This window comes from Streptomyces sp. NBC_00286, assembly GCF_036173125.1.
GTDB lineage: Bacteria > Actinomycetota > Actinomycetes > Streptomycetales > Streptomycetaceae > Streptomyces.
In genome coordinates this window covers 5,011,204-5,033,606 of the sequence record NZ_CP108054.1, presented here as the reverse complement: position 1 = coordinate 5,033,606, position 22,403 = coordinate 5,011,204, and the positions used below count along the sequence as shown (strand labels likewise).

Sequence of the window (22,403 nt, the reverse complement as noted above, 5' to 3'; positions counted from 1 at the left end):
TGGCCTTCTGCGGTGAGGGCCGAAGGCCGAGGGCCGGGAACCATGAGCCGTGAGCGGGGAACGCCTCGTCCGTTCTGGGCGTTGTTCTCTGTGTTGAGTCGTTGAGTCCCGGCTACCGGTTCCGAGTGCTATGTCCCGTTCCCGAGCTTTCTCCGTCGCGCTCACCGGCGCTGTCGTCGCCGTGCTCGTCGGCTGCTCCACGGGCGGCGCGGATGCGGACGCAGGCGCCGACGCACGCGCCCCGAGCACAGCCTCCACCACGACCGAGCCGACGACGCCCCCCGCCGAGCCCTCACCCGAGAGCCCTTCCCCCACCCCGACTCCGTCCAAGCCCAGCACCCGGACCCAGCAGGCCTCGCTGACGATCCCGGAGATCGGCCTCAAGGACCTACGCGTCGTCCCGTACGAGGGCACGACCGACGACTGGCCCGGCACACGGATCCAGAACGAGGGCGTCGCAGCCAGCCCGTACGGCAGCCGCGGCGGCGTAGGCCCCGGCGAGATCGGAAACTACCTGGTCACGGCCCACCGCCTCTCCGCAGGCGGCCCCCTGCGCGAGCTCCCGTCCCTCGACGAGGGCGACACGGTGACCGTCACGGCAGGCGGGAAGGTCTACGAGTACGAGATCACCGACACCAGAAGCACGTCCTTCCGCTCCGAACGCTCCCTGGCCGAACAGCGCGCCGCCGTCCCCGGCCACCCGGGCCGCCAGCCAACCGAAGCCATGATCACCATTTCCACCTGCGCGACCCCCGAGGACAACGCAGCCGGCAACTTCTGGCGCGACGACAAGGGCAACCCCGAACACCGCATAGACAAGGTCGGCGTCTTGACTTCGACAAGGTAGGAGAAACGGAGTCGCCCGGATCAGCGCTCCTCGTCACCTCTCCAGGTTCTCGCCTTCCCCGGTGGCGGTTTGTTCCAGACGACCTCGGCGGCAGATGTGGCAGTGAGGGCACGAATGAGCCAGGTGCGCAGGAGATCGGGGCACATGCAGTATCTGATCCGCTGGCGGACGAAGAAGGGGACTTCGATGCCGCGGTGCTCCAAGACGACCATGATGGATTCGAAGCGGACTTCGTTACGGCCTTGTTCGCGGGCCGAGTCCAGGTGGTCCTGCAGAGTGCGCACCTTGAAATGCGAGGGGTCCATGGTCTGCGGCTACTCGCCTTCGAAGAGAGATGTGCACCGTCGGCCCGATGGTCAGGAACGAGAGGCCGCGGTGCTTGGTGGGGGTGCTTCTACGGTTCAAGAGGAAGTGACGTCTGTTCCGCCGCCGGTCCCAGGTAGGTGTACTCGGTGGACCGTGCGATGCCCACGGAGTCCAGCCGTTGCCGAAAGCGGACTCGGAAATGCACGTTGTCGCCCAGACCGGGGCGCATCCGCAGCAGTACCTCGGGCTCCTCGAAGCGAACGTCGTAGGCGTACGCGTTCTTGGCAGTCCCTGTCTTGACCTTCACCCAGCCGCTTTCGCGCAGTTCCGTGATGCGGCCGGAAATCATGATCTCTTGGTCGCGGTCCCTGGTCTCCCGGAGCCGATCCACATAGCGCCTGCCTCTTTCGGTCAGCTGGGCCCGGCGCATGCCCCCGTCGGCCCCGTACCAAGTCACGCCCAGGTCGAGGCTGTACTTGCTCAGGGCACGGGACAGTGCCTCCACCGCGTCGAAGAGTCGTGCCCACTCGCGGACGTCGCTCTCGGACTCCAGTGCAGCCAGCAGTTTGGTGAGCGTGCTCATGCCGGTGCCCGCTGCGGACGTGGCGAGGGTGTCCAGGGCGTGCGGCTCCGGAGGGACGGCAGGAGCGATCGGGCGGGCGTGCACGACTGTGCTGCCTGCTGAGATGCCCGTGAGTTCCAGCTGGACAGGTGTGCCTGCGGCCACGGAGACCGCCGTCTCCATGGGGTGGAGGAGGGCGTCACCCCATTGGAAGCGGAGAGCGCCACCCTCCGTGTCCGGACCCGTCAGTCGGAGCTGGAGTTCTTCGTCGAGCTGGGCATCCGGAGCGTACTCGCGTGCCGCAGCCAGGCGGCTTGCCCGGTGCTCAGCCTCGATCTCCTCGTGGTCCCTGTTCTCAGTGCCCAGCTCTTGGAGAAGACGTGCGGCCTTGTCGGCCGCTGCGGGGTCGTTGCCCAAGAGCGCGCGCCTGCGCTCGCGCCAGCTGTCGCCGGTCACAGTCGCACCTCCAGGTATCCGCGTGCCGGGGTAGCACTCTGTTCCGACGGCGAGCGGTCGGCCTGGTCGGGCAATCGACAACGCTGCCACCAGTCATCCCACACACCGCGTTGTGTGAAGTATGTCCGTTCCTCGGAGGTGAAGCGCTCCGGTTCGAAGATATGGGCAACGGGCCGGTACCCGATCCTGAGGGGCGAGACGCCGAACTTTTCCTTCATCCGGTCCCGGCTTTGAAAAGCGGTGGTCAGCCACTTGGATCCGGGTTTGCCGCGCACCGCACGTTCGGCTCGCGTGTCGATCAGGAGGCTCGCGTCGATGTTTCCGGGGTCAGGTTTCGCACTGACGAAGCTGCCGCCGAGCCATACCCGGTGGACGAGCGTGCGGCCGTCCAAGGCGTCCGCGTAAGTGTCCTCAAGGGTGAGGAAGCGATCGACATAGCTGAGAAAGCCGTCCCACAGTGTCGTGCGCGTTGCGGAGTCCCGGAACTCGGGGGCGCTGACCAGCATGGACTCCGCCTCGTCGAGAGAGACGGAGTACCGGCCCAGAGGAAGGAATCCGTTGTCGGCGAAGGAAGGCAGCACGTGAGGTCCTGTCGGGTGCGGGAGAAAGTCCTCATAGCGATCATGGCGGGGCAGTGCAGGTCACCTTGCCGGTACGGCCTCGGCGACGCTGTGGATTCCGGCAGATGCACCCGCTGACGCGCACGCTCGGCACGTGCCCGGTTCCGGGCCACGGAAGGCGCGGTCGCAGCCTTCGCAGTTGCGGAGGGGGTGCCTGACGGGCGGGGGGCGTTCGGGGGTGCGGTACGGCGGGAGGGGTGGGAGTTGGGCGGTGAGGCGGTGGGCCAGGAGGGCGGCCGGGCGGTGTAGGGGGTCGGGTGGGAGGTTGGTGGTCAGGGCTTGGCGTACGGCGGTGGGGGTGAGGTCGCGTTCCAGCCAGGCCGCTACGCCGGGGGCGAGGTGTTCGGCGTCCGTGGCGGAGAAGAGGAGGCGGGGGTCTTCGCGGCGGAGGGTGGCGAGGACGTCGACGGCTGTTTGGAGGAGGGCCGGGGCGGCGTATGCGGGTTTCGGTACGGCGGGGAGGGCTCGGCGTGAGGGTTTCTTCCGCTGCTCGGCAGCCCGCCGGGCCGGGGGCTTGGCCGGGCCGTTGGGCGCATCGTCGTTCGCGTCCCCGTGCCGGCCCGGCTGGTTGCAGGAGACGGTACGGGTGACGATCCGGCCGCTCTCCGTGCGTACGCGGGTGCGGCGCAGGTAGCCGTGGGTTTCCAGTTCGCGCAGGGCGGCGGCGATACGGGTCGGGCCCTCGGGGAAGCGGGCGGCGAGGGTCTTGATGTCGGCACGGGCACCGGCGGGCAGCGACTGGATGTGCACGCCGAGCCCGATGGCCAGCGCGGACAGCTCCGGGTGCTGGGCGAGGTGGTTGCCGATCACCGTGAAGCGCGTGGTGTGACGGGAGTTGTCGTGGATCACGCCGCCCGCGTGGGCGTTCCGGTGCCGTTGGTTTTTGCCCGTGGTACGGGTCTGGGCGTGCGGCTGCACGCTAGGGTTCTGCGTATCCATCAGGAAGGTCTCGACTTCCTCGGTGGTCAGGCCCTCGCACTGGGATTGCCGTCCCGGCGGGGGCCGTCGCATGTCTGCTGTTGTCGCGCTGAGCGTAGATCAGGCAACCCCTCCCGAAGCCAGCCGAGTTGGCGATGTTCACTCGCGCGAGTGAGCGTGCGCCGTGGGAAGAAGGGGTGGGGTTTGGTCAGGTTTCTTTCCCTCTCGTGGTTCTTTGGGAAGAGCGCCAGGTCCGCCGGAGCACACGGCGCCAGGTTCCGGTGAGTGCGGTGCCTGTGTCAGGTCGAGTTCGGCCCATACGGTTTTTCGGGGGACGGGGCCCAGTTCGACGCCACAGCGGTCCACGAGGGCTTCGACCAGGAGCAGGCCGCGGCCGGACTCGGTTTCGGGGGTGGGCGGTTGGAGGCGCGGGAGGTTGTCGCCTCGTGTGTCCGTCACCTCGATGCGGAGGGTCTCGGCGTGGGCCAGGAGCGCGAGGCGGAAGTCCCGGCCGGTGACGCGGCCGTGGGTGGCGGCGTTCGCGCCGAGTTCGGCGACCACGTGTGCGGCCCGGTCGGCGACTCCGTACGGCAGGTCCCAGGTGCGTAGCCACTCGGTGGCGAGGAGGCGGGCGAGGCGGGCGCCGCGTGGGGTGGGGGACAGCAGGACGCTGAAGTGGCGAGCTGGGGCGGCGAGTTGGGGGGTCTTTTTCTCGTTCACGTCACTGAGCGTGGCGGTGCATGTTTACCGTGAACAGTGACGACGCCGGTGCGTACGGTGACTGTCCGGGCCTTGTCCGCTGTTGTCCAGGCTGTCGGAACGGGCCGTGCGGGTACGGGCGTTGCGGCACGGAGGTACGACGGAGGGGCGCGGTATGTCGGTGGACGGCGAGGTACGACGGCTCAAGAGCGAGGCGGATGAGCCGGGTTGGGAGGTCGACCCGGACGACGACTGGGGTTTGGCGGTCATCGCGACCGTGGGGCGGCAGCTCAGGCTGCGACGGGAGGCGGTGGGGATGCGGGCCGCCGAGTTCGGGGTGGCCGTGGGGTACGGGGAAGACCTTGTCTACAAGATCGAGGGAGGGAAGCGGATCCCTCGGGGTGAGTATCTGGACAAGGCCGACGAGGTGTTGGACGCGGGTGGGCTCATCTCCGCGATGAAGGAGGACGTGGCGAAGGTCCGGTATCCGAAAAAGGTTCGGGACCTCGCACAGTTGGAGGCCAAGGCGGTTGAGATCCTCTCGTACGCCAACCACAACCTGCACGGGCTGCTGCAGACCGAGGAATACGCGTGGGCGCTACTGAGAACTCGGCGCCCCTCGCTCTCGGAAGACGAGCTGGAGCGAGCGGTGGCGGCGCGCATGGCTCGGAAGGAGATCTTCGAGCGGTCGCCGGCCCCTGAGCTCAGCTTCGTTCAGGAAGAGGTGACGCTGAGGCGCCCCGTCGGAGGCAAGATGGTGAGGCGTCGGCAGTTCGAACACCTCCTGGAATTGGCGCAATTGCGGAACGTCGAAATTCAGGTGATGCCGATGGACCGCTGGGACCATCCTGGTACGGGAGGACGGATCCAGGTGCTGAAGTTCGGGGACGGAACGGCGGTTGGTCGCATGGACGACGAGTTCGGTGGCCGTCCCGTCTCCGACCCGAGGCAGCTGAGGGTCCTCGAACTGCGCTATGGCATCATCCGAGCCGAGGCTCTGACCGCACGGGAGTCACTGGGCTTCATCGAACACCTGCTGGGAGAGACATGATCCGCAAGGCCTCTGCCGGAGACGCTTCCGAGCTGGCGTGGTTCAAGAGCAGCTACAGCGACAGCAGCAACCCGAACGACTGCGTCGAAGTGGCGCTGGACTGGTTCAAGAGCAGCTACAGCAGCGGCACTGAAGGTGACTCCTGCGTTGAGATCGCCACCTGCCCCGCCACGGTGCACGTCCGCGACTCCAAGAACATCGAAGGCCCCCAGTTGGCGCTGGCCCCGGACGCGTGGGCGGACTTCGTCACGTACGCCTCAGGAAGCTGAGCTTCCAAACGCAAGGGCCCGGTCACGTCGTACGACGTAACCGGGCCCTTTTGCGCTACGCGTTCGGCTTCTCCTCCAGGCGCGGGAAGAGGACCGCGCCCTTCGTCACCGTCGAACCGGCCGGGAGTTTGCCCCACTCGCCCGCCTCCTGGACCCTCTGGTCCGCGAGGGCGCCGAGGGAGGCGTCCGCGCCCAGGGAGTCCCAGAGCTTCTGGGAGGTGTCCGGCATGATTGGGTTCATGAGGACCGCCACCGCGCGCAGGGATTCCGCGGCCGTGTAGAGGATCGTGGCGAGGCGAGCCCGGCCCTCCTCCGACTGGTCCTTGGCCACCTTCCACGGCTCCTCGTCCGAGATGTAGCCGTTGACCTGCTTGACGAAGTCGAACGCCGCCAGGATGCCGCCCTGGAAGTCCAGCTCGTCGCCGATCTTCCGGTCGGCCTCCGTGACCGCCTTGGCGAGGCCGTCGTGGATCGCCGCCTCCGCCTCGCCCGCCGCCGTCGCCTCGGGCAGGGTGCCGCCGAAGTACTTGCCGACCATCGCCGCGACGCGGGAGGCCAGGTTGCCGTAGTCGTTCGCCAGCTCGCTCGTGTAGCGGGCCGTGAAGTCCTCCCACGAGAAGGAGCCGTCCTGGCCGAAGGCGATGGCCCGCAGGAAGTACCAGCGGTACGCGTCCACGCCGAAGTGCGAGGTCAGGTCCTGTGGCTTGATGCCCGTCAGGTTCGACTTGCTCATCTTCTCGCCGCCGACCATCAGCCAGCCGTTGGCGGCGATCTTGCCGGGCAGCGGCAGGCCGTTCGCCATCAGCATCGCGGGCCAGATGATCGCGTGGAAGCGGAGGATGTCCTTGCCGACCAGGTGGACGTCGGCCGGGAAGGTCGAGTTGAACTTCTCCGGGTTCTCGTTGTAGCCGACCGCCGTGGCGTAGTTGAGCAGCGCGTCGATCCATACGTAGATCACGTGCTTGGTGTCCCACGGGACGGGGATGCCCCAGTCGAACGTCGAGCGGGAGATCGACAGGTCCTGCAGACCCTGGCGTACGAAGTTCACGACCTCGTTGCGCGCGGACTCGGGCTGGATGAAGTCCGGGTTGGCCTCGTAGTGAGCCAGCAGCTTGTCGCCGTACTCGCTCAGCTTGAAGAAGTAGTTGTCCTCCTTGAGGAGCTCCACCGGCTTCTTGTGGACGGGGCAGAGCTTCTGGCCCGCGTACTCACCCTCGCCGTCGAGCAGCTCGCCGGGGAGCTTGTACTCCTCGCAGCCCACGCAGTACGGGCCCTCGTAGCCGCCCTTGTAGATCTCGCCCTTGTCGTGGAGGTCCTGGACGAACTCCTGCACACGGTCCGTGTGCCGCTTCTGCGTGGTGCGGATGAAGTCGTCGTTCGCGATCTCCAGGTGCTCCCAGAGGGGCTTCCATGCCTCCTCGACGAGCTTGTCGCACCAGTCCTGCGGGGAGACGCCGTTCGCCTCGGCGGTGCGCATGATCTTCTGACCGTGCTCGTCCGTGCCGGTGAGGTACCACACCTTCTCACCGCGCTGGCGGTGCCAGCGCGAGAGCACGTCGCCTGCGACGGTCGTATAGGCGTGGCCCAGGTGAGGAGCGTCGTTGACGTAGTAAATGGGGGTGGAGACGTAGTACGCCTTCTCACCCTGCTTCTCGGATCCAGTGGCCGCCATGGTCGAAATCCTACTGGCCCCATGGAGATCGACTCACACGCGTTTCGGGGGGCGGACAGGATGCCGGTTCCCCGGTCCTGTCCGCCCCTCGGCGGCTGTGCGACGAGTGTGCGGCGCGCGTGTGGAGTTACGGGCGCCAGTTCGCCAGTACGCCCTCGTAGAGCTCCTGGTCGGTCAGCTCGAGTGGGGTTTCGCCGGCCAGGAAGTGGGCCGTGTTGTCCGTCTTGAGCTTGCGGAGGTAGTCGAAGGCCTTGTTCTCCGGGTCGCCGAAGGCGACGAAGGAGAAGAAGACGGCGGGGTACTTCTTCGCCGCGTCCGTGAGGGACTGGGTGGCGGGGGTACGGGCGTCCGGGGCGCCGTCCGTTTGGAAGATCACGAGAGCCGGGTCCTTGGTGCCGGACTTCTCGTAGTGGCCTACGACCTCCTCGACCGCTGCGTGGTAGCTGGTACGGCCCATGCGGCCCAGCCCTGCGTGCAGGTCGTCGATCTTGTTCTCGTGGTCGGTGAGGGTGAGTTCGCCTGTGCCGTCGAGTTCTGTGGAGAAGAAGACGACGTGGACCTTGGCCTCGGGGTCGAGGTGGGCGGCGAGGGCGAGGGCCTGTTCGCCGAGGGCCTGGGCGGAGCCGTCCTTGTAGTACGGGCGCATGGAGGCGGAGCGGTCCAGGACGAGGTAGACCTTGGCGGTCGTGCCGGTGAGCTTGCGGGTGGTGAGGGTTTCGCGGGCGGCGTTGTAGGCGGTGACGAGCGCCTGCGGCAGCTGGGCGGTGTCTACGGCCTCGGCTTCGCGGAGCGCCTGCGGCAGCGGGGCGTCGTCTGCGTCCTCGGCTTCGCCATCGGCCGCGACTGCGGGTACGTCCGCCTTGACGGCCTCGGCATCGCCATCGGCCTCGTCGTTCCCACCCGCACCCCCCGTGGTGGCTGCAGGTTCGTCCGCCTGCGCGGCGACCGGAGCCACCTCGACAGCGGCAGGCTCCGGCTCGGGCTCCGGGCTGACGTCTGCGACGACAGGCTCGGGCGCGGCCGCGGATTCCGGGGTCGCCTCAGCGACGACCGGTTCGGCCTCCGGCGCGGGTGCCGGGGTCGCCTCGGCAGCGACGGGCTCAGGCTTGGTCTCGGCTTCCGGAACCACCTCGGCGGCGGCCGGCACCGGCTCCGGCTCGGGAGTGGGTGCCGGGATCGCCTCGGCGGCGGGCGCCTCCTCGGCCTCGGTTTCCGGAGCGGCCTCGGCCACGACGGGCTCTGGCTCAGGCGCAACGGGCCCGGGCTCCGGCTCGACGACCGGCTCCGGCTCGGGAGCCGCCTCAGCCGTCGCAGGCTCCGGCTCGGGAGCCGCCTCGGACACCGGCTCCTCAGCGGCAGCCTCAACCTCGGGCTCCGCCTCTGCCACCGGGGCCTTCTCCGCAACAGGCTCCGGCTTCGCCTCCGGTTCAGCTGCCGCAGGCGTTTGCTCGTGCTCCACCTCGGGCTTGGCCGCAACGGGCTCGGCCTCCACCTCCGGCACAGCCGCCGCAGCCTGGGCCTCCGGCTCAGCCGCACCCTCCCCGTTCCGCGCCGCAGGCACCGGCACCGTCACGTTGTCGAACGCCGCCGACACCAGGTCATCCACAGCGGAGCCCTTGGCGGAGCCGTTGGGCTCACTCGCCGGTGCGGGCGCCGAAGCCCGCGCCTCGGAAGCCGCCCGTTCAGCCGCCGGAGGCACCTGCTCGGAAGCCGCCCCTTCAGGCCCCCGAGGCGCCGCCTCGGAAGCCGTCCGCTCAGCCGCCGGAGTCACCCGTTCAGCCGCCGGAGGCGCGGGCTCGGCTGCCGGTGCCGGCTCCGCAGCTGGAGCCGGGACCGAAGCCGGCGCCCCCCGCTCAGCTGCCGCAGGCACATCGGCACCCTCGGACGTACGCCCCTTGCGTGACTTTCCGAATGCGTTTCGCAGGAGGTTGAGAATGCCCATGAGCGCAACCCTTCGCATGAGTTGTTTCCGTCAATCCCTGGCCAGGACGGACACGTAAGGTTAGCCGCCAGATTTGGAGATCTTCTTCAGGGCCGGAACTCGATCCGAACTCGATCGGGTATCGACCCGGACTGCCGACGTCAGCACATCAGCAGCGTCACATCAGCAGCGTCCCGCCAACTCCCCCACATTCACTCCGTGTTCACCTTGCGGCAGCCTTGCCGAACGCGCGTGCCCCTAGCGTCACGCCCGACCCAGGAAATATTGGGAGGGACCGTGCGCAACCTGCTGCCACTGATCGGCTCCACCGGATCGCACCCCGGTGGCCGTTCTGCGATGACTTGTAGATTCCGGTGTGGTGACGCCTGCTTCCACGAGGTGCCCAACACCACCACCAACGAGTACGTCGGCGATGTCATCGCCGGTGCGCTCAGCCGCCGTTCCATGATGCGGGCCGCCGCCGTGGTGACGGTCGCGTCGGCAGCCGGGGGTGCGGTCGTCGGCGCCGGTGCCCCGGAGGCCGCCGCGCAGACCGGCGAAGGCGTGGCCCCCGCCGCGTACAACAAGGGCGGTAAGGGAGCGCGCGGCCTGCGGTTCACGCCCGTCGCGCCGAACACCGCCGACACCGTGACGATCCCCGAGGGCTACGCCCAGAACGTGGTCATCCGCTGGGGCGAGCCCATCCTCCGCGGCGCCCCCGCCTTCGACCCGGACAAGCAGAGCGCCAAGGCGCAGGCGGGCCAGTTCGGCTACAACTGCGACTACCTCGGCCTGCTCCCGCTGCCGGGCGAGCGCGGCCGTCAGGTGCTCGTGGCGAACCACGAGTACACCGACGAGATTCTGATGTTCAAGGGGTACGACGACGCCGCGCCCACCCGTGAGCAGGTCGAGATCGCCTGGGCCGCGCACGGTCTGTCCGTCGTGGTCGTGGAGGAGGAGCGGAAGAGCGGCAAGCTCACCCCCGTTGCCCGTCACCCCCTGAACCGGCGCGTTACCGCGACCACCGAGTTCAAGGTGACCGGTCCGGCCGCCGGATCCGACCTCCTCAAGACCTCCGCCGACCCGACCGGCACCAAGGTCCTCGGCACGCTCAACAACTGCGCGGGCGGCGAGACCCCCTGGGGCACGACGCTGCACGGCGAGGAGAACTTCAACCAGTACTTCGCCAACAGCAGCCGGGCGACGGACAAGCGCTACGGCATCGGCACCGCCGCCTCCGAGCGCAAGTGGGAGCTGTTCGACAAGCGGTTCGACGTGGCCAAGGAGCCGAACGAGGTCCACCGTTTCGGCTATGTCGTCGAGCTCGACCCGTACGACCCCACCTCCACGCCCCGCAAGCGCACCGCGCTCGGCCGCTTCAAGCACGAGGGCGCGACCGTCCGTCTCACGCACGACGGCCGTCCGGTCGTCTACTCCGGTGACGACGAGCGCTTCGACTACTTCTACAAGTTCGTCGGCAGCAAGCGGATGGCCCACGGCCACAGCCGCCGGGCCCGCGAGCACAACCTGACGCTCCTCGACGAGGGCACGCTGTACGTCGCCAAGCTCACCGGCGACTCCCCGGCGATCGAGATCGACGGCACGGGCAAGCTGCCGAAGGACGGTGAGTTCGACGGCAGCGGTACGTGGATCCCGCTGGCCACCGCCACGGCGAAGGGTGCCGTCTCGCACGTCGAGGGCATGACCGCCGAGGAGGTCTTCGTCTTCACGCGCCTCGCCGGTGACAAGGTCGGCGCCACGAAGATGGACCGGCCCGAGGACATCGAGCCGAACCCGCACACCGGCAAGGTGTACGTCGCCCTCACCAACAACACCAACCGCGGTGTCGGTACGAACGCCAAGGCGGACGAGGCCAACCCGCGCAACGCCAACAAGCACGGCCACGTCCTTGAGCTCACCGAGCGCTGGAACAAGGCCGACAGCACGAAGTTCGCCTGGTCGCTGTTCCTCGTGGCCGGCGACCCGAAGGACCCGGCGACCTACTTCGCCGGCTTCCCGAAGGACAAGGTCAGCCCGATCTCCTGCCCGGACAACGTGGCCTTCGACCGGTACGGCAACCTGTGGATCTCCACCGACGGCGCCCAACTCGGCTACCACGACGGCCTGTTCGGCGTAGCTACGCGCGGTGACCGGCGCGGTGAGCTGAAGCAGTTCCTGACCATGCCGAAGGGCGCCGAGACCTGCGGCCCGATCATCCAGGAACGCCGTGTCCTGGTCGCGGTCCAGCACCCGGGCGAGATCGACGGCGCCACCGTCGAGGACCCTGCGAGCACCTGGCCCGACGGCCCGGGCACGTACGTCCGCCCGTCCGTGGTCGCGGTGTACCGCAAGGACGGCCGCGACATCGGCGCCTGAGCGTCAAGTTCTCGCGTGTACGTGCATGGGGCGCCCCTCTCCGGAGGGGCGCCCCCCTTTGTTCGAGGGCTTCCCGGTCGTTTCCCGCCACTCCCGATACCCGGGTGCCTGCAAGGCGACCTCTTCGTACGCCTCCTCCAGTTCCGGATAGACGGCGTCCAGCTCCTCCTGCGTACGGGCCGCGAGGAGCAGCCGTACGCCGAGGGGGTCGCCGTGGATGCGGCGTACCGCCATCGTGGGGCCGTCGACGTGGGTCGGCTGGCAGACGGCGACGACCTCGCCGGTGGCGACCAGTGCGTCCGTCGTGTAGTAATCGCCGTGCAGGACATGCGGGTTGACGCCGACCGCGCGGAACATCCGCTGCACGGCCTCCCACTCCCCGTCGACCGTCGGGTCGACCACCCAGCGGTCGTCGGCCAGATCACGCAGGCTGACCTCTGGCTTCGCCGCGGCCGGATGGTCCGGTGGCAGCGACACGAACTGCGGCTCGCGTTCTTCCTCGATTACGCGCAGAACGAGAAGTACGACTCCACCCGCGTGACCGCCCACGAGACCGGCCACGTCCTCGGCCTGCCGGACCACGACGAGGGCCCCTGCAGCGAACTCATGTCCGGCGGCGGCCCCGGCCCGTCCTGCACCAACGCCAACCCCGACGCGAACGAGCGCGCCGAGGTGGAGCGCCTTTGGGCCAACGGTTTGGCGAAGGCCCTGCACAAGGTGAACCAGGGCCAATAGGACCTGCGGTTCCATCAGCGCCCCTATCGGGGGCGCGGGGAACTGCGCGACCAGCCACGACGCACCCGCAGCTTCGAGACCGCATGTCGCCACCCCCCACTGGTGTGGGCCGCCCCTCCTGCACAGGGGCGGCCCACACCGCGTTCAGTCACGTTCGTGGAGGGTCACGTCGAGGAGGAGCGAGCGGTGGTCCGTGTTCTTCAGGTCCAGGAAGCGGGCCTTGTTCGCCGCGAAGTCCTCGGAGACCAGGATGTGGTCGATCTGGGTGCCGAACGCCGGGACCGTTCGGGTCGGCCAGGTCGGCGTGCGGGCGTCGCCGGTGAGACGGGCGCCGTCGCGCAGGCCCGTGTCCAGGATGCGGCGGAACGCGGCGTGGTCCTGGGAGGCGTTGAAGTCGCCCGCGAGGATGGTGGGGCGGGTCTTGTCGGCGGCGGCGTAGTCGCGGAGGGCGCGCAGTTCCCGTTGCCAGTCGTCCACGTGGGCCGGGAGCGGGGGCATGGGGTGGGCGAGCTGGACCCGCACCTCGCGGCCCTTCACGTCGGCGATCGCGCCGGGCATGCCCATGGTGCCCTTGACGCCGGGGGCGGGCTTGAGGGGGTACCGGCTGAGGATGACGGAGCCGTCCGAGCCGTACCCTTCCACGGCCTGCCGGTAGGGGTACGTGCCTCTGGCCCCCTCCGCTTGCTTGCCGCCGAAGGCCCGCGTCAGCTTCTCGTCGCAGGTCGTCTCGCACTCCTCGACGAACACGAGGTCCGGCTTTTCGCTCCGTACGATCTCGATCAGTTCGTCGGTGGCCTGGCCGTACTCGACGTTCGACGTCAGCACGCGCAACTCCGCGACCGGGGTGCCCTTCGGGTCGCTCGTCTTCCCGTACGGCTCGATGAACCAGGCGACCGCCGCTGCCGCGAGCACGCCCCATACGAGGCCTACGCGCCAGCGGGCGAGGGCGGCGAGGAGGAGGGCGAGGCCGGTGGGGGCGAGCAGCCAGGGCAGGAATGCGATGACTTGGGGGACGGGGGTGATGCCGTCCGTGTCGGCGATGCGGCAGCCTACGACGATGCTCACGCCGAGGAGCAGCAGGGCGGCGATCCAGGCGCCGGCCGTGCGCCCGGGGCGCCGGGCCGCCGGCGCGTCGGCCCATTCGTCTGCCTCAGCGGTAGCAGTACTCAAGTCCGCACCTTCCGTTCTGCCTGAATCCTCCCTCAAAGACGGGGTGGGTGGGCGGAGGGTTCATTTCCCCGGCCCCGCCCCTTCCCGGCTGTAACAATTTGCGGCTCCGCCGCGTGGGGGGCTCCGCCCCCAGACCCCCTGGAGGTCGTGCGTCGGCTGCGGGCCGTCCGTGGCTGGTCGCGCCCACGCGGCGGAGCCGCAAATCGACACAGCCCCGCGCCCCTGCGTTTAAGGGGCGCGGGGAACTGCGCGAGCAACCCAACACAACCCGCACCCGCGCACAATCGCCAACGCCCCACCCCGCTAGGCGCCCACCCGCCGGAGGCAGCGGGGCCGGGGGGGGCGCAGCCCCCCCGTTTCGGGAAGGGGCGGGGCGGGGCTGGGGAAGGGAACCGCTCAAGCCGAGCCGTCGACACGGCCCAAGAACCTCGCCAACGCCTCGTTGAACTCCCCCGGGCGTTCCAGGTTCGGCATATGGGCCGCTCGCGGGATGACCTGGAGCGTGGCGTCGGGGAGGGTCTCGGCCATTGTCTTCGCGTCGGAGACCGGGGTGTATTCGTCGTCCTCGCCGACCACCACCAGGGATGGGACCGTGACCCGGGTCAGGAGGTCGCGGTAGTCGGGGCGTTCCGCCCGGCCTCGTAGGGCTGCTGCCGCGCCTGCCGGGGGCGTGGCGGTCATCATGTTGTGGACGTGGGCGGACACCGACGCGTCGGCGTACGGGGCGACCATCTTGTGGAGGACCTCGTCCGCGTAGCCGTGCATGCCTTCCTTCAGGAGGCGGTCGGCCATGTCGTTGCGGGACTTCTTGCCTGCGGGGGTCTCCGGGGAGGCGAAGGTGTCGGCCAGGATCAGGCCTCGGATGCGGTCGGGGAACTGGGCGTAGCACTCCATGGCGATCTGGCCGCCCATCGACAGGCCGGCCAGGACGAAGTGGTCAACGTGCAGTTCGTCCAGGAGGGCCGCTATGTCCTCGGCGAACGTGGAGAGTTGAGTGACGCCGGGGACGACCGGCGAGGCGCCGTAACCGCGTAGGTCCGGGGCGATCACCCGGCGGGTCGGGGAGTAGGCCCGCACCTGCGGCGTCCACATCGTGTGGTCGAACGGGTGGCCGTGGATCAGGACAAGAGGCAGGGGACTTGAGAGTTTCGCGCCTTTGTCCTCGTATGCGAGGTAGGGAGCCATGAGTGGACCCTAGGCGGCATCGACTACTCGGTGCAATGAGAACTTTGCCCTCGGTGCAATCCCGAGGGTGAGGGGAGATGAGCGTTCGTGGAGGACTACCGGCGGATCGCCGACCGGCTGGCCGAGGAGATCCTCACCGGGCGGCTCAAGCCCGGTGAACGGCTGCCGCCGCAGCGGGTGTTCGCGCGACGGCGCCGTATCGCCGGGTCCACGGCCGGGCGCGTCTACGCCGAGTTGGTGCGGAGAGGGCTCGTGGTCGGCGAGGTGGGGCGTGGGACCTTCGTACGGGCGGGACCGCTGCCTTCGGGGCGGGGGCTGGCCGAGGAGGGGGACGGGGAGGGCGAGACCGCCGGGCCCCGTTTCAATCTGGAGCTCAACTACCCGTTCGCGGAAGGGCAGTCGGAGCTGCTCGCCGTCGGGCTCGCGCCGCTGTTGCGGGCCGATGTGCTCGCGGAGGCGACGCGTACGGCGCCCGCCACCGGCACGCCCGCCGCGCGCGAGGCCGCCGCCGGGCTGCTCGGCGGTCCGGGGTGGCGACCCGACCGGGAGAGGGTCCTCTTCGCCGGGAACGCCCGGCAGGCCATCGCGGGCGCCCTAGCCTCCCTCGTACGGCCCGGGGGCCGCGTCGGCGTGGAGGCGCTCACGTATCCGCTGGTCAAGGAGATCGCGGCACGGCTCGGCATCACCCTCGTACCGATTGCGATGGATGAGGAGGGGCTACGGGCCGATGGCCTCGCCGCCGCCCATCGCGCCGCACCGCTGTCCGCCCTTTACGTCCAGCCGACGCTCCACAATCCCACCTCCGTGACGATGGGGGACGGGAGGAGGCGTCAACTGGCCAATGCCCTAAGGGAGTTGGATCTTCCGGTCGTGGAGGACCGGATCTGGTCCTTCCTCCGGGAGGGCCGGATGGACCCCACTCCCCTGGCCTCGTACGCCCCTGAGCGCACGTACCTCGTCGACGGGCTGTCGAAGCGCGTCGCGCCCGGGCTCACGGTCGGTTTCCTGGTCGTGCCGCGGGGGCGGGTGGACGCGGTCGCGGAGGCGTTGAGGTCGGGCGGGTGGACGGCGGGGCGGTTCGCGCTGGAGGCCGCGGTGCGGTGGATCGGCGACGGGACGGTCGAGCGGCTCGTCGCGGCCAAGCGGGCGGACGCGCGGGCGCGGCAGCGGGTCGTCGGGGAGTGGCTGGGGGAGTTCGCCGTACGGGCCGATCCGTACGCGTACTACACCTGGTGGGAGCTGCCGCCGCCCTGGCGCGCGGACACGTTCACGGCCGCGGCGGCGGCGCACGGGGTGGCGCTCACGCCGGGGCGGGCGTTCGCGGTGGAGCCTCAGCGCACGCAAGCCCAGCGCATCCAGGCCGAGCGCGCGCAGGCCGCACCCACACCCGCTGCACGCACGCAGGCCGCCGCGCCGCCCGCCACGCCCGTCTCCCCGGCGGACGCCGTCAGGCTCGGGCTCGCCTCTCTTCCCGTGCCCGAGCTGGAGGAGGCTCTGCGGATCGTGCGCGATGTCGCGCGACACGGCCCGTGAGCCAGGCCGTCGCGGCCACCGTGAGGCCGAGGGCGAGGATCGTCCACGTCGCCGTGCGGAGGGTGGACGTGAGGGCGTCGTAGACCGCGGCCGCCGCGGCGCGGGAGACGTGCGGCGGCAGGTCGGCGAGCGTCAGGGCGCGGACCACCGCCGTGGCCAGGGCGAGGAGGGCCGCGCCCAGCGCCGCGCCCAGGGCCGTCGCGATGATCGCGCGGCGGCGGCGTACCGCGAGGAGGATGCCGCCGACGGCCAGCGCCAGCGCCGCGACCGGGAGCCAGAAACTCGCGAACTCCAGCATGCGGAAACCCTTCCGGAGCGCGGCCACTTCCCGGCCCTCGAGCACCGTGATCTCGGTGTGCGTCACGGGGATACGGTGCGCCAGCGGCACCCGGTCCTCGGCCAGCCGGTCCCTGAGCTGCTGTGTGACGGGCGCGAGGTCGAGCGTGACCGCGTCGTCGCGCTCGCCGCGCAGGGCCCGTAGGACGGCGTCGTGGGCGGCCCGGTTCGCGGTGTCCCAGGCGGTGCGGAAGGCGGGCGTACTGGTGAAGGACCGCGCCGCCTCGCGTACGAACTGCCGGAGCTCGCCGTCGAGTCGCCCTGCCTCGACCTTGGTCATGATCCCGTGGGTGAGGGTGTCCGCGACCGCCCCGCGCACCTCGGGGCCGGTGGCGAGCGGCCCCATCGTGGCGACGTACCGCCGGGTGTCGCCGATCTCGTACTTCGCCCACACCGAGAGCCCGCCGAGCGGCACGAGAAGACAGCCGAGGACGATCAGTACCGCCGAGAGGACTTTCCGGACACCGACATTCCGACCAGCGAGTTTCCCAACACCGACTCTGTGCACAGCTCAAGAAAGAACCCCGGTCGTGCCCCGAATTCATCGGGGCACGACCGGGGTGACTGCATCCGGACGCGGATTGCGTTCTTCCGGGGGACGCCGTCCCCCCAGGACCTGTCTGGGAACTACTTGCGGTTGTACAGCCGCATCGTCACCGGCCCCAGCACCGCCACGAACACCGCCGACCAGCCCAGCGTCCACGCGATCTCCTCGGTCGGCCAGGAGCCGGCCATCAGATCGCGGACCGCGGAGGCGACGTGGGTGATCGGGTTGTTGTTGACGAAGGCCTGCAGCCAGCCGGGCATCGTCTCGGGCTTGACGAAGATGTCGCTGAGGAACGTCAGCGGGAACAGCACCATCATGCTGACGCTCATCACGCCCTTCTCCGTGCGCATCAGCAGACCGACCATCGTCCACACCCACGAGAAGGCGAAGCAGAAGATGATCAGCAGCACCACGCCCGCCACGACGCCGGTGAAGCCGCCGTCCGGGCGGAAGCCCATGATCAGGCCGACCGTCAGCATCACGATCGACGCGAGCGTGTAGCGCAAGGCGTCACCGAGCAGATAGCCGACCATCGTCGACGGCCGCCAGATCGGCAGGGAACGGAAGCGGTCGAAGACGCCCTTCTCGATGTCGATGTTGATCGCGAGGCCCGTATACATCGTGATCATGGACACGGACATCACGAGGATGCCGGGCAGCAGATACTGGATGTACTCGCTGGGTGAGCCGGCCAGGGCGCCGCCGAACAGGTACGTGTACATCAGGATCATCATGATCGGGAACGCCGTCACATCGAACAGCTGCTCCGGTACGTGCTTGATCTTGAGCATCGCCCGCCAGCCGAAGGTCAGCGAGGTCTGCAGCGCGTTCGGCCGCGGCGGCCGCTCCTTGGCGACGAGCAATTCGGCCAGGCTTTCGGTGCGGACCGGGGCGAGTTCCGTGCTCTCGGTGGTCTGGGTCGCGGTGCTCATGCCGTGGCCTCCTTGGTCTGTGCCTCGGTCGTCCGGTCGTGGTCGGTCGGGCTGCCGGTGAGGGCCAGGAACACCTCGTCCAGGCTCGGCTGTCCCAGCGAGAAGTTGTCGACGATGATGCCCGCGCGGGCGAGTTCGGCGAGGGCGCGGGAGGCCTTTTCGGAGGGCCCGCAGCCGTTCATGTCGCCGTTGCCGCCGACCCGGGCGGTCAGGGCCACCGGATCGGGTTCCAGTTGTACGTCCGCGTCGAGGGCCTGCCTGAGCAGGAGCTCGGCGTCGGGGCGCTTGTCCGCGTCCCGCAACCGTACGTGTACGGCACCGGCGCCGACCGAGGCCTTCAGCTCGCCCTTGGTGCCCTCGGCGATGACCTTGCCCTTGTCGATGACGGCGATCCGGGACGCGAGCTGGTCGGCCTCGTCGAGGTACTGGGTCGTGAGGAGGACCGTCGTGCCTTGAGCGACGACCGCTCGTACGATCTCCCAGACCTGGTTGCGGCTGCGCGGGTCCAGGCCCGTCGTCGGCTCGTCCAGGAACAGCAGGTCCGGGGTGTTGAGGATCGACGCGGCGATGTCGATACGGCGCCGCATGCCGCCGGAGTAGTTCTTCACCTGGCGGCCCGCCGCGTCGGAAAGGCCGAATGCGGCGAGGAGTTGGGCCGCGCGGTCGTACGAGGCCTTCTTGCTGTGCCCCGTCAGACGGCCCAGGAGTACGAGGTTCTCGGTGCCGGTGAGGTCCTCGTCGACGGAGGCGTACTGTCCGGTGAGGCTGACCCGGCTGCGGACCGCGTCGGCCTCCCGTACGACGTCGTGGCCGAAGACGTGGGCCTCGCCGCCGTCGGGGCGGAGCAGGGTCGCCAGCATCCGCACCGTGGTCGTCTTGCCCGCGCCGTTCGGACCGAGCAGGCCATACACCGTGCCCCGCTCGATGCGCAGGTCTACGCCGTCCACGGCGCGGTTGTCGCCGAAGGTCTTCACCAGGCCGGCGGTCTCGATGGCCGGCCCTCCGGCTAGGTGGTCGCTTTTCATGTCCGCCCCATCCAGTCCTCTACGAGTGCTGAGCTGTCGTTGAGATGTAGACCCCCACCGGGCAGCAAACTCATCGTAGATTTCGGCACTGGATTCGTCCTGGGCTTTTTGTCCTAGTCCCGCGGTCGCCCCGGAGGCCTAAGTCCTCCGCCGCGCGGACGTCAGTCCTCCGTCAGTCCTCCGTTGTGTAGAAGCGGTAGAACACGACCGCGAAGACGCCCGCCGCCACCGCGAACGCCACGGCCGCCGACCTCAGGACGCTCGAGCCGGTGAGGCCGTGCAGGAACCCGACCGCGGCACCGCCGAAGCCCGCCCACGCGGCGGCACGCAGCTCGCGGGGCAGATGCGTACCGAGCAGGCGCAGCCCGAGGTACGCGACCACGAAGGCGACCGCGGCCACGACGCCCAGCAGGACGTTCCAGCCGGTGATCGGCCCCGCGTCCCGCCCGATGGCGGCGGCCCACAGACCGAAGACGATCCCTCCGAGCACGGGGGCGGTGAGCTTGGTTGCGACCCGCGCGGGACTCCCGTACCACCGAGCGGCACGTGGCGCTGCATGAGCCATGACCCCACTCCTCTCTCCTCGCCCCTGCCTCCAGAGCACACCGGGGGGGCGGGGCGGGCAAGTCGAAGGCCTTGGTAAAGCCACGCTTGACGGCCACCGAGAAGCCCACCATCGCCCGCCCACCTTCGTCGTCGACGCCGACGAGCACGGTAGGCCGCCCCTACGGGACCCCTCCCGACAGGCATCGAGCACGCCCAGGTGCGTCCTTGTTCAGACGTCGTCCGGAGCAGGGTCGTCCTCGGCCGCGGGTTCACCTCGGCCGATGGTCATGGACCAGCGCACGGTCGAGGGTGCTTCGACGGAGACGGTGCCCTCGTTCTCGACTCCGGAGACGCCGACCTGGTTGTAGGCGGTGCTCACCTCGTCGTCGAGGCAGTGCAGCGGAAACAAAACCTCAGCGGGGCGCACGGTGACGTCGATCGTCCCCTTGCCCTGACACCGCACCGCGATGATCAGCGCGTCGCCTTTCTTCCCCTTGTCGAACTCGATACTGCGACTGCCGTACGTCACACCCTGCTCGGCAGCAACAGTCTCGGTCCCGTCCAGCTCCGGAGGCTGATCCACCGAGGGTTGCGCAGAGTCGACGGATGGGGTCTCGATGGCTGCGTCCGGGCTGGGCCTGGACGACTGGGTCGGCTGCTCGGGCTTCGCCGCGGAGTCCTCCGCCGAGCAAGCCGTCAGAGAGATGAGCGCGGCCGCAAAGCTCAGGCCGGCAAGGGTTCGCCGGGACACGTCACTTCTCCCGCACGGTCCAGCCAGCGCGTCGGGGCGTGTAGAGCGTCGAGTTGTACTTATGAGGTCGCCCTCCTTGGGCTGAGCTGGATGCGGCCGACTACTCGCTCACAACTGTTGCGATCATGACAGTGCGTTGAGCTGGGGCAAAGCATTCTCGTAAGTGCTGAGGAGAACCTGAGGTTTCACGTACGCGAGAAGAAACCCTCCGCGCTCACCACCCCGTGTGGAACAGATGGTTGACCGTAAGCGCCACCGTCACCTGGGCGGCCAGCCACGCCCGCTGTCCGCCCCGCGGCAGCAGCGCCGTCGCGGGCAGGAGCCAGAAGGCGAAGGGGAGCCAGATGCGTTCCGTCTCCGCCTTGCTCATGCCGGAGAGGTCGGCGACCAGGACCATGAGGAAACCGGCGAGGACCAGGCCGAGGAGACGGTCGGTGGAGGTCACGGTGCCGGTGCGGAGCCGGCGGAAAGCGGACGGGACGGTGGCCAGCGTGCGGCGCAGGCCCGTCACTCCCGCCAGCCCCACGAGCAGCACCGTGCAGGCGAGGTTGGCCCACACGAAGTACCAGTACGGGCGGATGGAAGCCGCGCCCTGGTAGTAGCGCTCGACCAACAGGTGGTACGCCTCCCACCAGTTGAAGCCCGCGAGGGTGAAGGCGACGGGGGCTACGGCCGCGCCCGCCAGCAGGGGGAGGAGGAGCGTGGGTGGCCACCGGCGCCAGGTCAGCAGGAGCACGGCTGCGGCGATGATCGCGAACAGGGTCAGGCCGTAGGAGAGATAGACGGTGAAGCCCAGTAGCAGGCCGGAGCCGAAGCCGTACGTGAAGGCCGGAACCCTGCGGCCACCCGTCGCCGCCAGTGCCAGCAGCGCCACCGCCCATGCCGTCACCCCCGCGAAGTAGCCGTCCGCCGAGGCCCCGACCCAGATCGCCGCGGGGGCCAGGGCGACGAACGGCGCGGCCCGGCGGGCCAGCGTTTCGTCGGCGAGGGAACGAACGGCGATGAGTACCGCCGCGGCGGCCGAAGCGCCGACCGTGATGCAGAAGACGCCCGCCCAGCCTCCGCCCCCGAGGCCGATCCGGTCCAGCCAGACGAAGGTGAGGGTCGCGGCCGGTGGGTGGCCGGCGATGTGCGGGGGCCAGTGGTCGAGGGAGTCGAGCAGGATGTGCTGGGTGAAGCCGCGCAGGGTCGCGCCGATGTTGTCGAAGCGGTCGATGACGGTCAGGTACTCGTAGCGGGTGGTGAGGCGCCGCTCGATGCCGTAGTACCAGCCGTCGATCAGGGCGAGCGACCACGTCCAGGCCATGGCCACGAACCAGGTCAGCGGGACCAGCGCTCGCCATGGCAGGCGGGCCGCGAGTGAGGGGCCGTACGCGATCACCGCCACGGCCACCGTGATCGCGGCCGGAGTGCCGGGTCCCACCTGCGGTGACCACCAGGCGTACAGCGGCGCCCAGGCGAGGTGAAGGTTGCCGTAGGTGTTCTCGAGGATGTGGCCGACGACGGCGGCTGTGGCGAAGAGGAGGACGGCGGTTCCGGCGGCGTACAGGTCAGGACGAAGGCCTCGGCGGGCGGCACGGGAGCCGCGGGAGCCGCGGCCGGCGTCCTGCCCGTTGCCTGAGTCGACGGACTGCCCGACATCCTGGCCGGTTTCCAGGCCGATGTCCCGGCCGAGGTCGTCGGGCACGCCGGTACGGTCGTCAGGCAGGCCGGCACGGTCGTCAGGACGGCCGGTACGGTCCTCAGGGCGGCGGCCGCCGCGACCGTCGCGGCCGCCGCGACCGTCGCAGTCGTCTCGGTGCCGGTCGTCGTCCTGGTTCCGCTTTTGGCCGAGGTCCCGGAGAAGGTCACGGTTCACAGCGGAAACGCTAGGGCCGGGGCCACGCCTCGGCGTCCCGGCCAGCACGAACGTCAGCCTTTCGTCATGAGTCGAGCCGCCCTCGGCC

General features: G+C 69.5%; 20 protein-coding genes and 2 pseudogenes. 6 read left to right on the top strand and 16 right to left on the bottom strand.

From position 1 onward, the window contains the following. Positions 1-130: 130 nt before the first annotated feature. Positions 131-847: a class E sortase gene (locus OHT21_RS23050; protein WP_328770248.1), complete on the top strand. Its 717-nt coding sequence runs from the start codon at positions 131-133 to the stop codon at positions 845-847. A 20-nt stretch (positions 848-867) separates the two neighbouring features. Here the strand turns inward: OHT21_RS23050 and OHT21_RS23045 are convergent, their stop codons facing one another. From OHT21_RS23045 to OHT21_RS23025, 5 genes are all read right to left on the bottom strand, one after another. Continuing rightward, the gene (locus OHT21_RS23045; RefSeq protein WP_328770247.1) at positions 868-1,152 is read right to left on the bottom strand and encodes a hypothetical protein; all 285 of its coding nucleotides are present in this window, start codon (positions 1,150-1,152) and stop codon (positions 868-870) included. An 89-nt stretch (positions 1,153-1,241) separates the two neighbouring features. Further along, a complete protein-coding gene (locus OHT21_RS23040; RefSeq protein WP_328770246.1) occupies positions 1,242-2,171 on the bottom strand; it encodes a hypothetical protein in 930 nt (309 codons plus the stop codon). Continuing rightward, positions 2,168-2,752, bottom strand: a complete 585-nt coding sequence (locus OHT21_RS23035) for a DUF6932 family protein (protein WP_443050419.1) — start codon at positions 2,750-2,752, stop codon at positions 2,168-2,170. The genes OHT21_RS23040 and OHT21_RS23035 overlap by 4 nt, the downstream gene beginning before the upstream one ends. 60 nt (positions 2,753-2,812) lie before the next feature. Next, positions 2,813-3,730: a helix-turn-helix domain-containing protein gene (locus tag OHT21_RS23030; RefSeq protein WP_328774187.1), complete on the bottom strand. Its 918-nt coding sequence runs from the start codon at positions 3,728-3,730 to the stop codon at positions 2,813-2,815. A gap of 138 nt (positions 3,731-3,868) precedes the next feature. Next, a complete protein-coding gene (locus tag OHT21_RS23025; protein ID WP_328770244.1) occupies positions 3,869-4,429 on the bottom strand; it encodes an ATP-binding protein in 561 nt (186 codons plus the stop codon). A gap of 154 nt (positions 4,430-4,583) precedes the next feature. On the opposite strand from OHT21_RS23025, the gene OHT21_RS23020 reads away from it, so the two are divergent. Next, the gene (locus OHT21_RS23020; protein WP_328770243.1) at positions 4,584-5,459 is read left to right on the top strand and encodes a helix-turn-helix domain-containing protein; all 876 of its coding nucleotides are present in this window, start codon (positions 4,584-4,586) and stop codon (positions 5,457-5,459) included. Continuing rightward, positions 5,456-5,728, top strand: a complete 273-nt coding sequence (locus OHT21_RS23015) for a DUF397 domain-containing protein (protein WP_328770242.1) — start codon at positions 5,456-5,458, stop codon at positions 5,726-5,728. The genes OHT21_RS23020 and OHT21_RS23015 overlap by 4 nt, the downstream gene beginning before the upstream one ends. Before the next feature lie 55 nt (positions 5,729-5,783). On the opposite strand, the gene metG is transcribed toward OHT21_RS23015, so the two are convergent. Both metG and OHT21_RS23005 read right to left on the bottom strand, forming a co-directional pair. Next, positions 5,784-7,400, bottom strand: a complete 1,617-nt coding sequence (metG, locus tag OHT21_RS23010; RefSeq protein ID WP_328770241.1) for a methionine--tRNA ligase — start codon at positions 7,398-7,400, stop codon at positions 5,784-5,786. A 127-nt stretch (positions 7,401-7,527) separates the two neighbouring features. After that, a complete protein-coding gene (locus OHT21_RS23005; RefSeq protein ID WP_443050418.1) occupies positions 7,528-9,342 on the bottom strand; it encodes a VWA domain-containing protein in 1,815 nt (604 codons plus the stop codon). Between the two features lie 276 nt (positions 9,343-9,618). Between OHT21_RS23005 and OHT21_RS23000 the strand changes: the two genes are divergently transcribed. After that, the gene (locus OHT21_RS23000) at positions 9,619-11,697 is read left to right on the top strand and encodes a PhoX family protein (RefSeq protein ID WP_328770239.1); all 2,079 of its coding nucleotides are present in this window, start codon (positions 9,619-9,621) and stop codon (positions 11,695-11,697) included. Between the two features lie 3 nt (positions 11,698-11,700). Here the strand turns inward: OHT21_RS23000 and OHT21_RS22995 are convergent. Then, a pseudogene (locus tag OHT21_RS22995) lies at positions 11,701-12,216 on the bottom strand (LysR substrate-binding domain-containing protein); the annotation flags it as partial. Between OHT21_RS22995 and OHT21_RS22990 the strand changes: the two are divergent. Then, positions 12,193-12,432, top strand: a pseudogene (locus OHT21_RS22990) (snapalysin family zinc-dependent metalloprotease); the annotation flags it as partial. The pseudogenes OHT21_RS22995 and OHT21_RS22990 overlap by 24 nt on opposite strands. Before the next feature lie 144 nt (positions 12,433-12,576). Here the strand turns inward: OHT21_RS22990 and OHT21_RS22985 are convergent. Then, a complete protein-coding gene (locus OHT21_RS22985) occupies positions 12,577-13,602 on the bottom strand; it encodes an endonuclease/exonuclease/phosphatase family protein (protein WP_328770238.1) in 1,026 nt (341 codons plus the stop codon). 396 nt (positions 13,603-13,998) lie between these two features. After that, positions 13,999-14,787, bottom strand: a complete 789-nt coding sequence (locus OHT21_RS22980) for an alpha/beta fold hydrolase (RefSeq protein WP_328770237.1) — start codon at positions 14,785-14,787, stop codon at positions 13,999-14,001. Between the two features lie 87 nt (positions 14,788-14,874). Here OHT21_RS22980 and OHT21_RS22975 point away from each other — a divergent pair, with 87 nt between their 5' ends. Continuing rightward, complete coding sequence (locus OHT21_RS22975) at positions 14,875-16,320, top strand: aminotransferase-like domain-containing protein (protein WP_328770236.1); 1,446 nt, start codon at positions 14,875-14,877, stop codon at positions 16,318-16,320. Here the strand turns inward: OHT21_RS22975 and OHT21_RS22970 are convergent. The 6 genes from OHT21_RS22970 to OHT21_RS22945 form a co-directional block, all read right to left on the bottom strand. Next, positions 16,235-17,071, bottom strand: a complete 837-nt coding sequence (locus OHT21_RS22970; protein ID WP_328770235.1) for a hypothetical protein — start codon at positions 17,069-17,071, stop codon at positions 16,235-16,237. The genes OHT21_RS22975 and OHT21_RS22970 overlap by 86 nt on opposite strands. A gap of 212 nt (positions 17,072-17,283) precedes the next feature. Then, positions 17,284-18,135 carry an ABC transporter permease gene (locus OHT21_RS22965; protein WP_328770234.1) on the bottom strand — a complete coding sequence of 284 codons (852 nt, stop codon included), beginning with the start codon at positions 18,133-18,135 and terminating at the stop codon, positions 17,284-17,286. Then, a complete protein-coding gene (locus OHT21_RS22960; protein WP_328770233.1) occupies positions 18,132-19,160 on the bottom strand; it encodes an ATP-binding cassette domain-containing protein in 1,029 nt (342 codons plus the stop codon). The genes OHT21_RS22965 and OHT21_RS22960 overlap by 4 nt, the downstream gene beginning before the upstream one ends. Positions 19,161-19,332: 172 nt before the next feature. Continuing rightward, positions 19,333-19,725 (bottom strand): hypothetical protein, encoded by a 393-nt coding sequence (locus OHT21_RS22955; RefSeq protein WP_328770232.1) that lies wholly within the window; start codon positions 19,723-19,725, stop codon positions 19,333-19,335. 210 nt (positions 19,726-19,935) lie between these two features. Beyond that, positions 19,936-20,457 (bottom strand): hypothetical protein, encoded by a 522-nt coding sequence (locus OHT21_RS22950; protein ID WP_328770231.1) that lies wholly within the window; start codon positions 20,455-20,457, stop codon positions 19,936-19,938. Positions 20,458-20,671: 214 nt separating this feature from the next. Next, on the bottom strand, positions 20,672-22,006 hold the full coding sequence (locus OHT21_RS22945) for a hypothetical protein (protein WP_328774186.1): 1,335 nt from the start codon (positions 22,004-22,006) through the stop codon (positions 20,672-20,674). Between the last annotated feature and the right edge of the window lie 397 nt (positions 22,007-22,403).

Bases quoted from the DNA above. Each gene is read 5' to 3' on its own strand.
- OHT21_RS23005 (WP_443050418.1), bottom strand. From the start codon at position 9,342: ATGGGCATTCTCAACCTCCTGCGAAACGCATTCGGAAAGTCACGCAAG.
- OHT21_RS23050 (WP_328770248.1), top strand. From the start codon at position 131: ATGTCCCGTTCCCGAGCTTTCTCCGTCGCGCTCACCGGCGCTGTCGTC.
- OHT21_RS22980 (WP_328770237.1), bottom strand. From the start codon at position 14,787: ATGGCTCCCTACCTCGCATACGAGGACAAAGGCGCGAAACTCTCAAGT.
- OHT21_RS22955 (WP_328770232.1), bottom strand. From the start codon at position 19,725: ATGGCTCATGCAGCGCCACGTGCCGCTCGGTGGTACGGGAGTCCCGCG.
- metG (WP_328770241.1), bottom strand. From the start codon at position 7,400: ATGGCGGCCACTGGATCCGAGAAGCAGGGTGAGAAGGCGTACTACGTC.
- OHT21_RS23020 (WP_328770243.1), top strand. From the start codon at position 4,584: ATGTCGGTGGACGGCGAGGTACGACGGCTCAAGAGCGAGGCGGATGAG.
- OHT21_RS23015 (WP_328770242.1), top strand. From the start codon at position 5,456: ATGATCCGCAAGGCCTCTGCCGGAGACGCTTCCGAGCTGGCGTGGTTC.
- OHT21_RS23030 (WP_328774187.1), bottom strand. From the start codon at position 3,730: ATGGATACGCAGAACCCTAGCGTGCAGCCGCACGCCCAGACCCGTACC.
- OHT21_RS23045 (WP_328770247.1), bottom strand. From the start codon at position 1,152: ATGGACCCCTCGCATTTCAAGGTGCGCACTCTGCAGGACCACCTGGAC.
- OHT21_RS22960 (WP_328770233.1), bottom strand. From the start codon at position 19,160: ATGAAAAGCGACCACCTAGCCGGAGGGCCGGCCATCGAGACCGCCGGC.
- OHT21_RS22965 (WP_328770234.1), bottom strand. From the start codon at position 18,135: ATGAGCACCGCGACCCAGACCACCGAGAGCACGGAACTCGCCCCGGTC.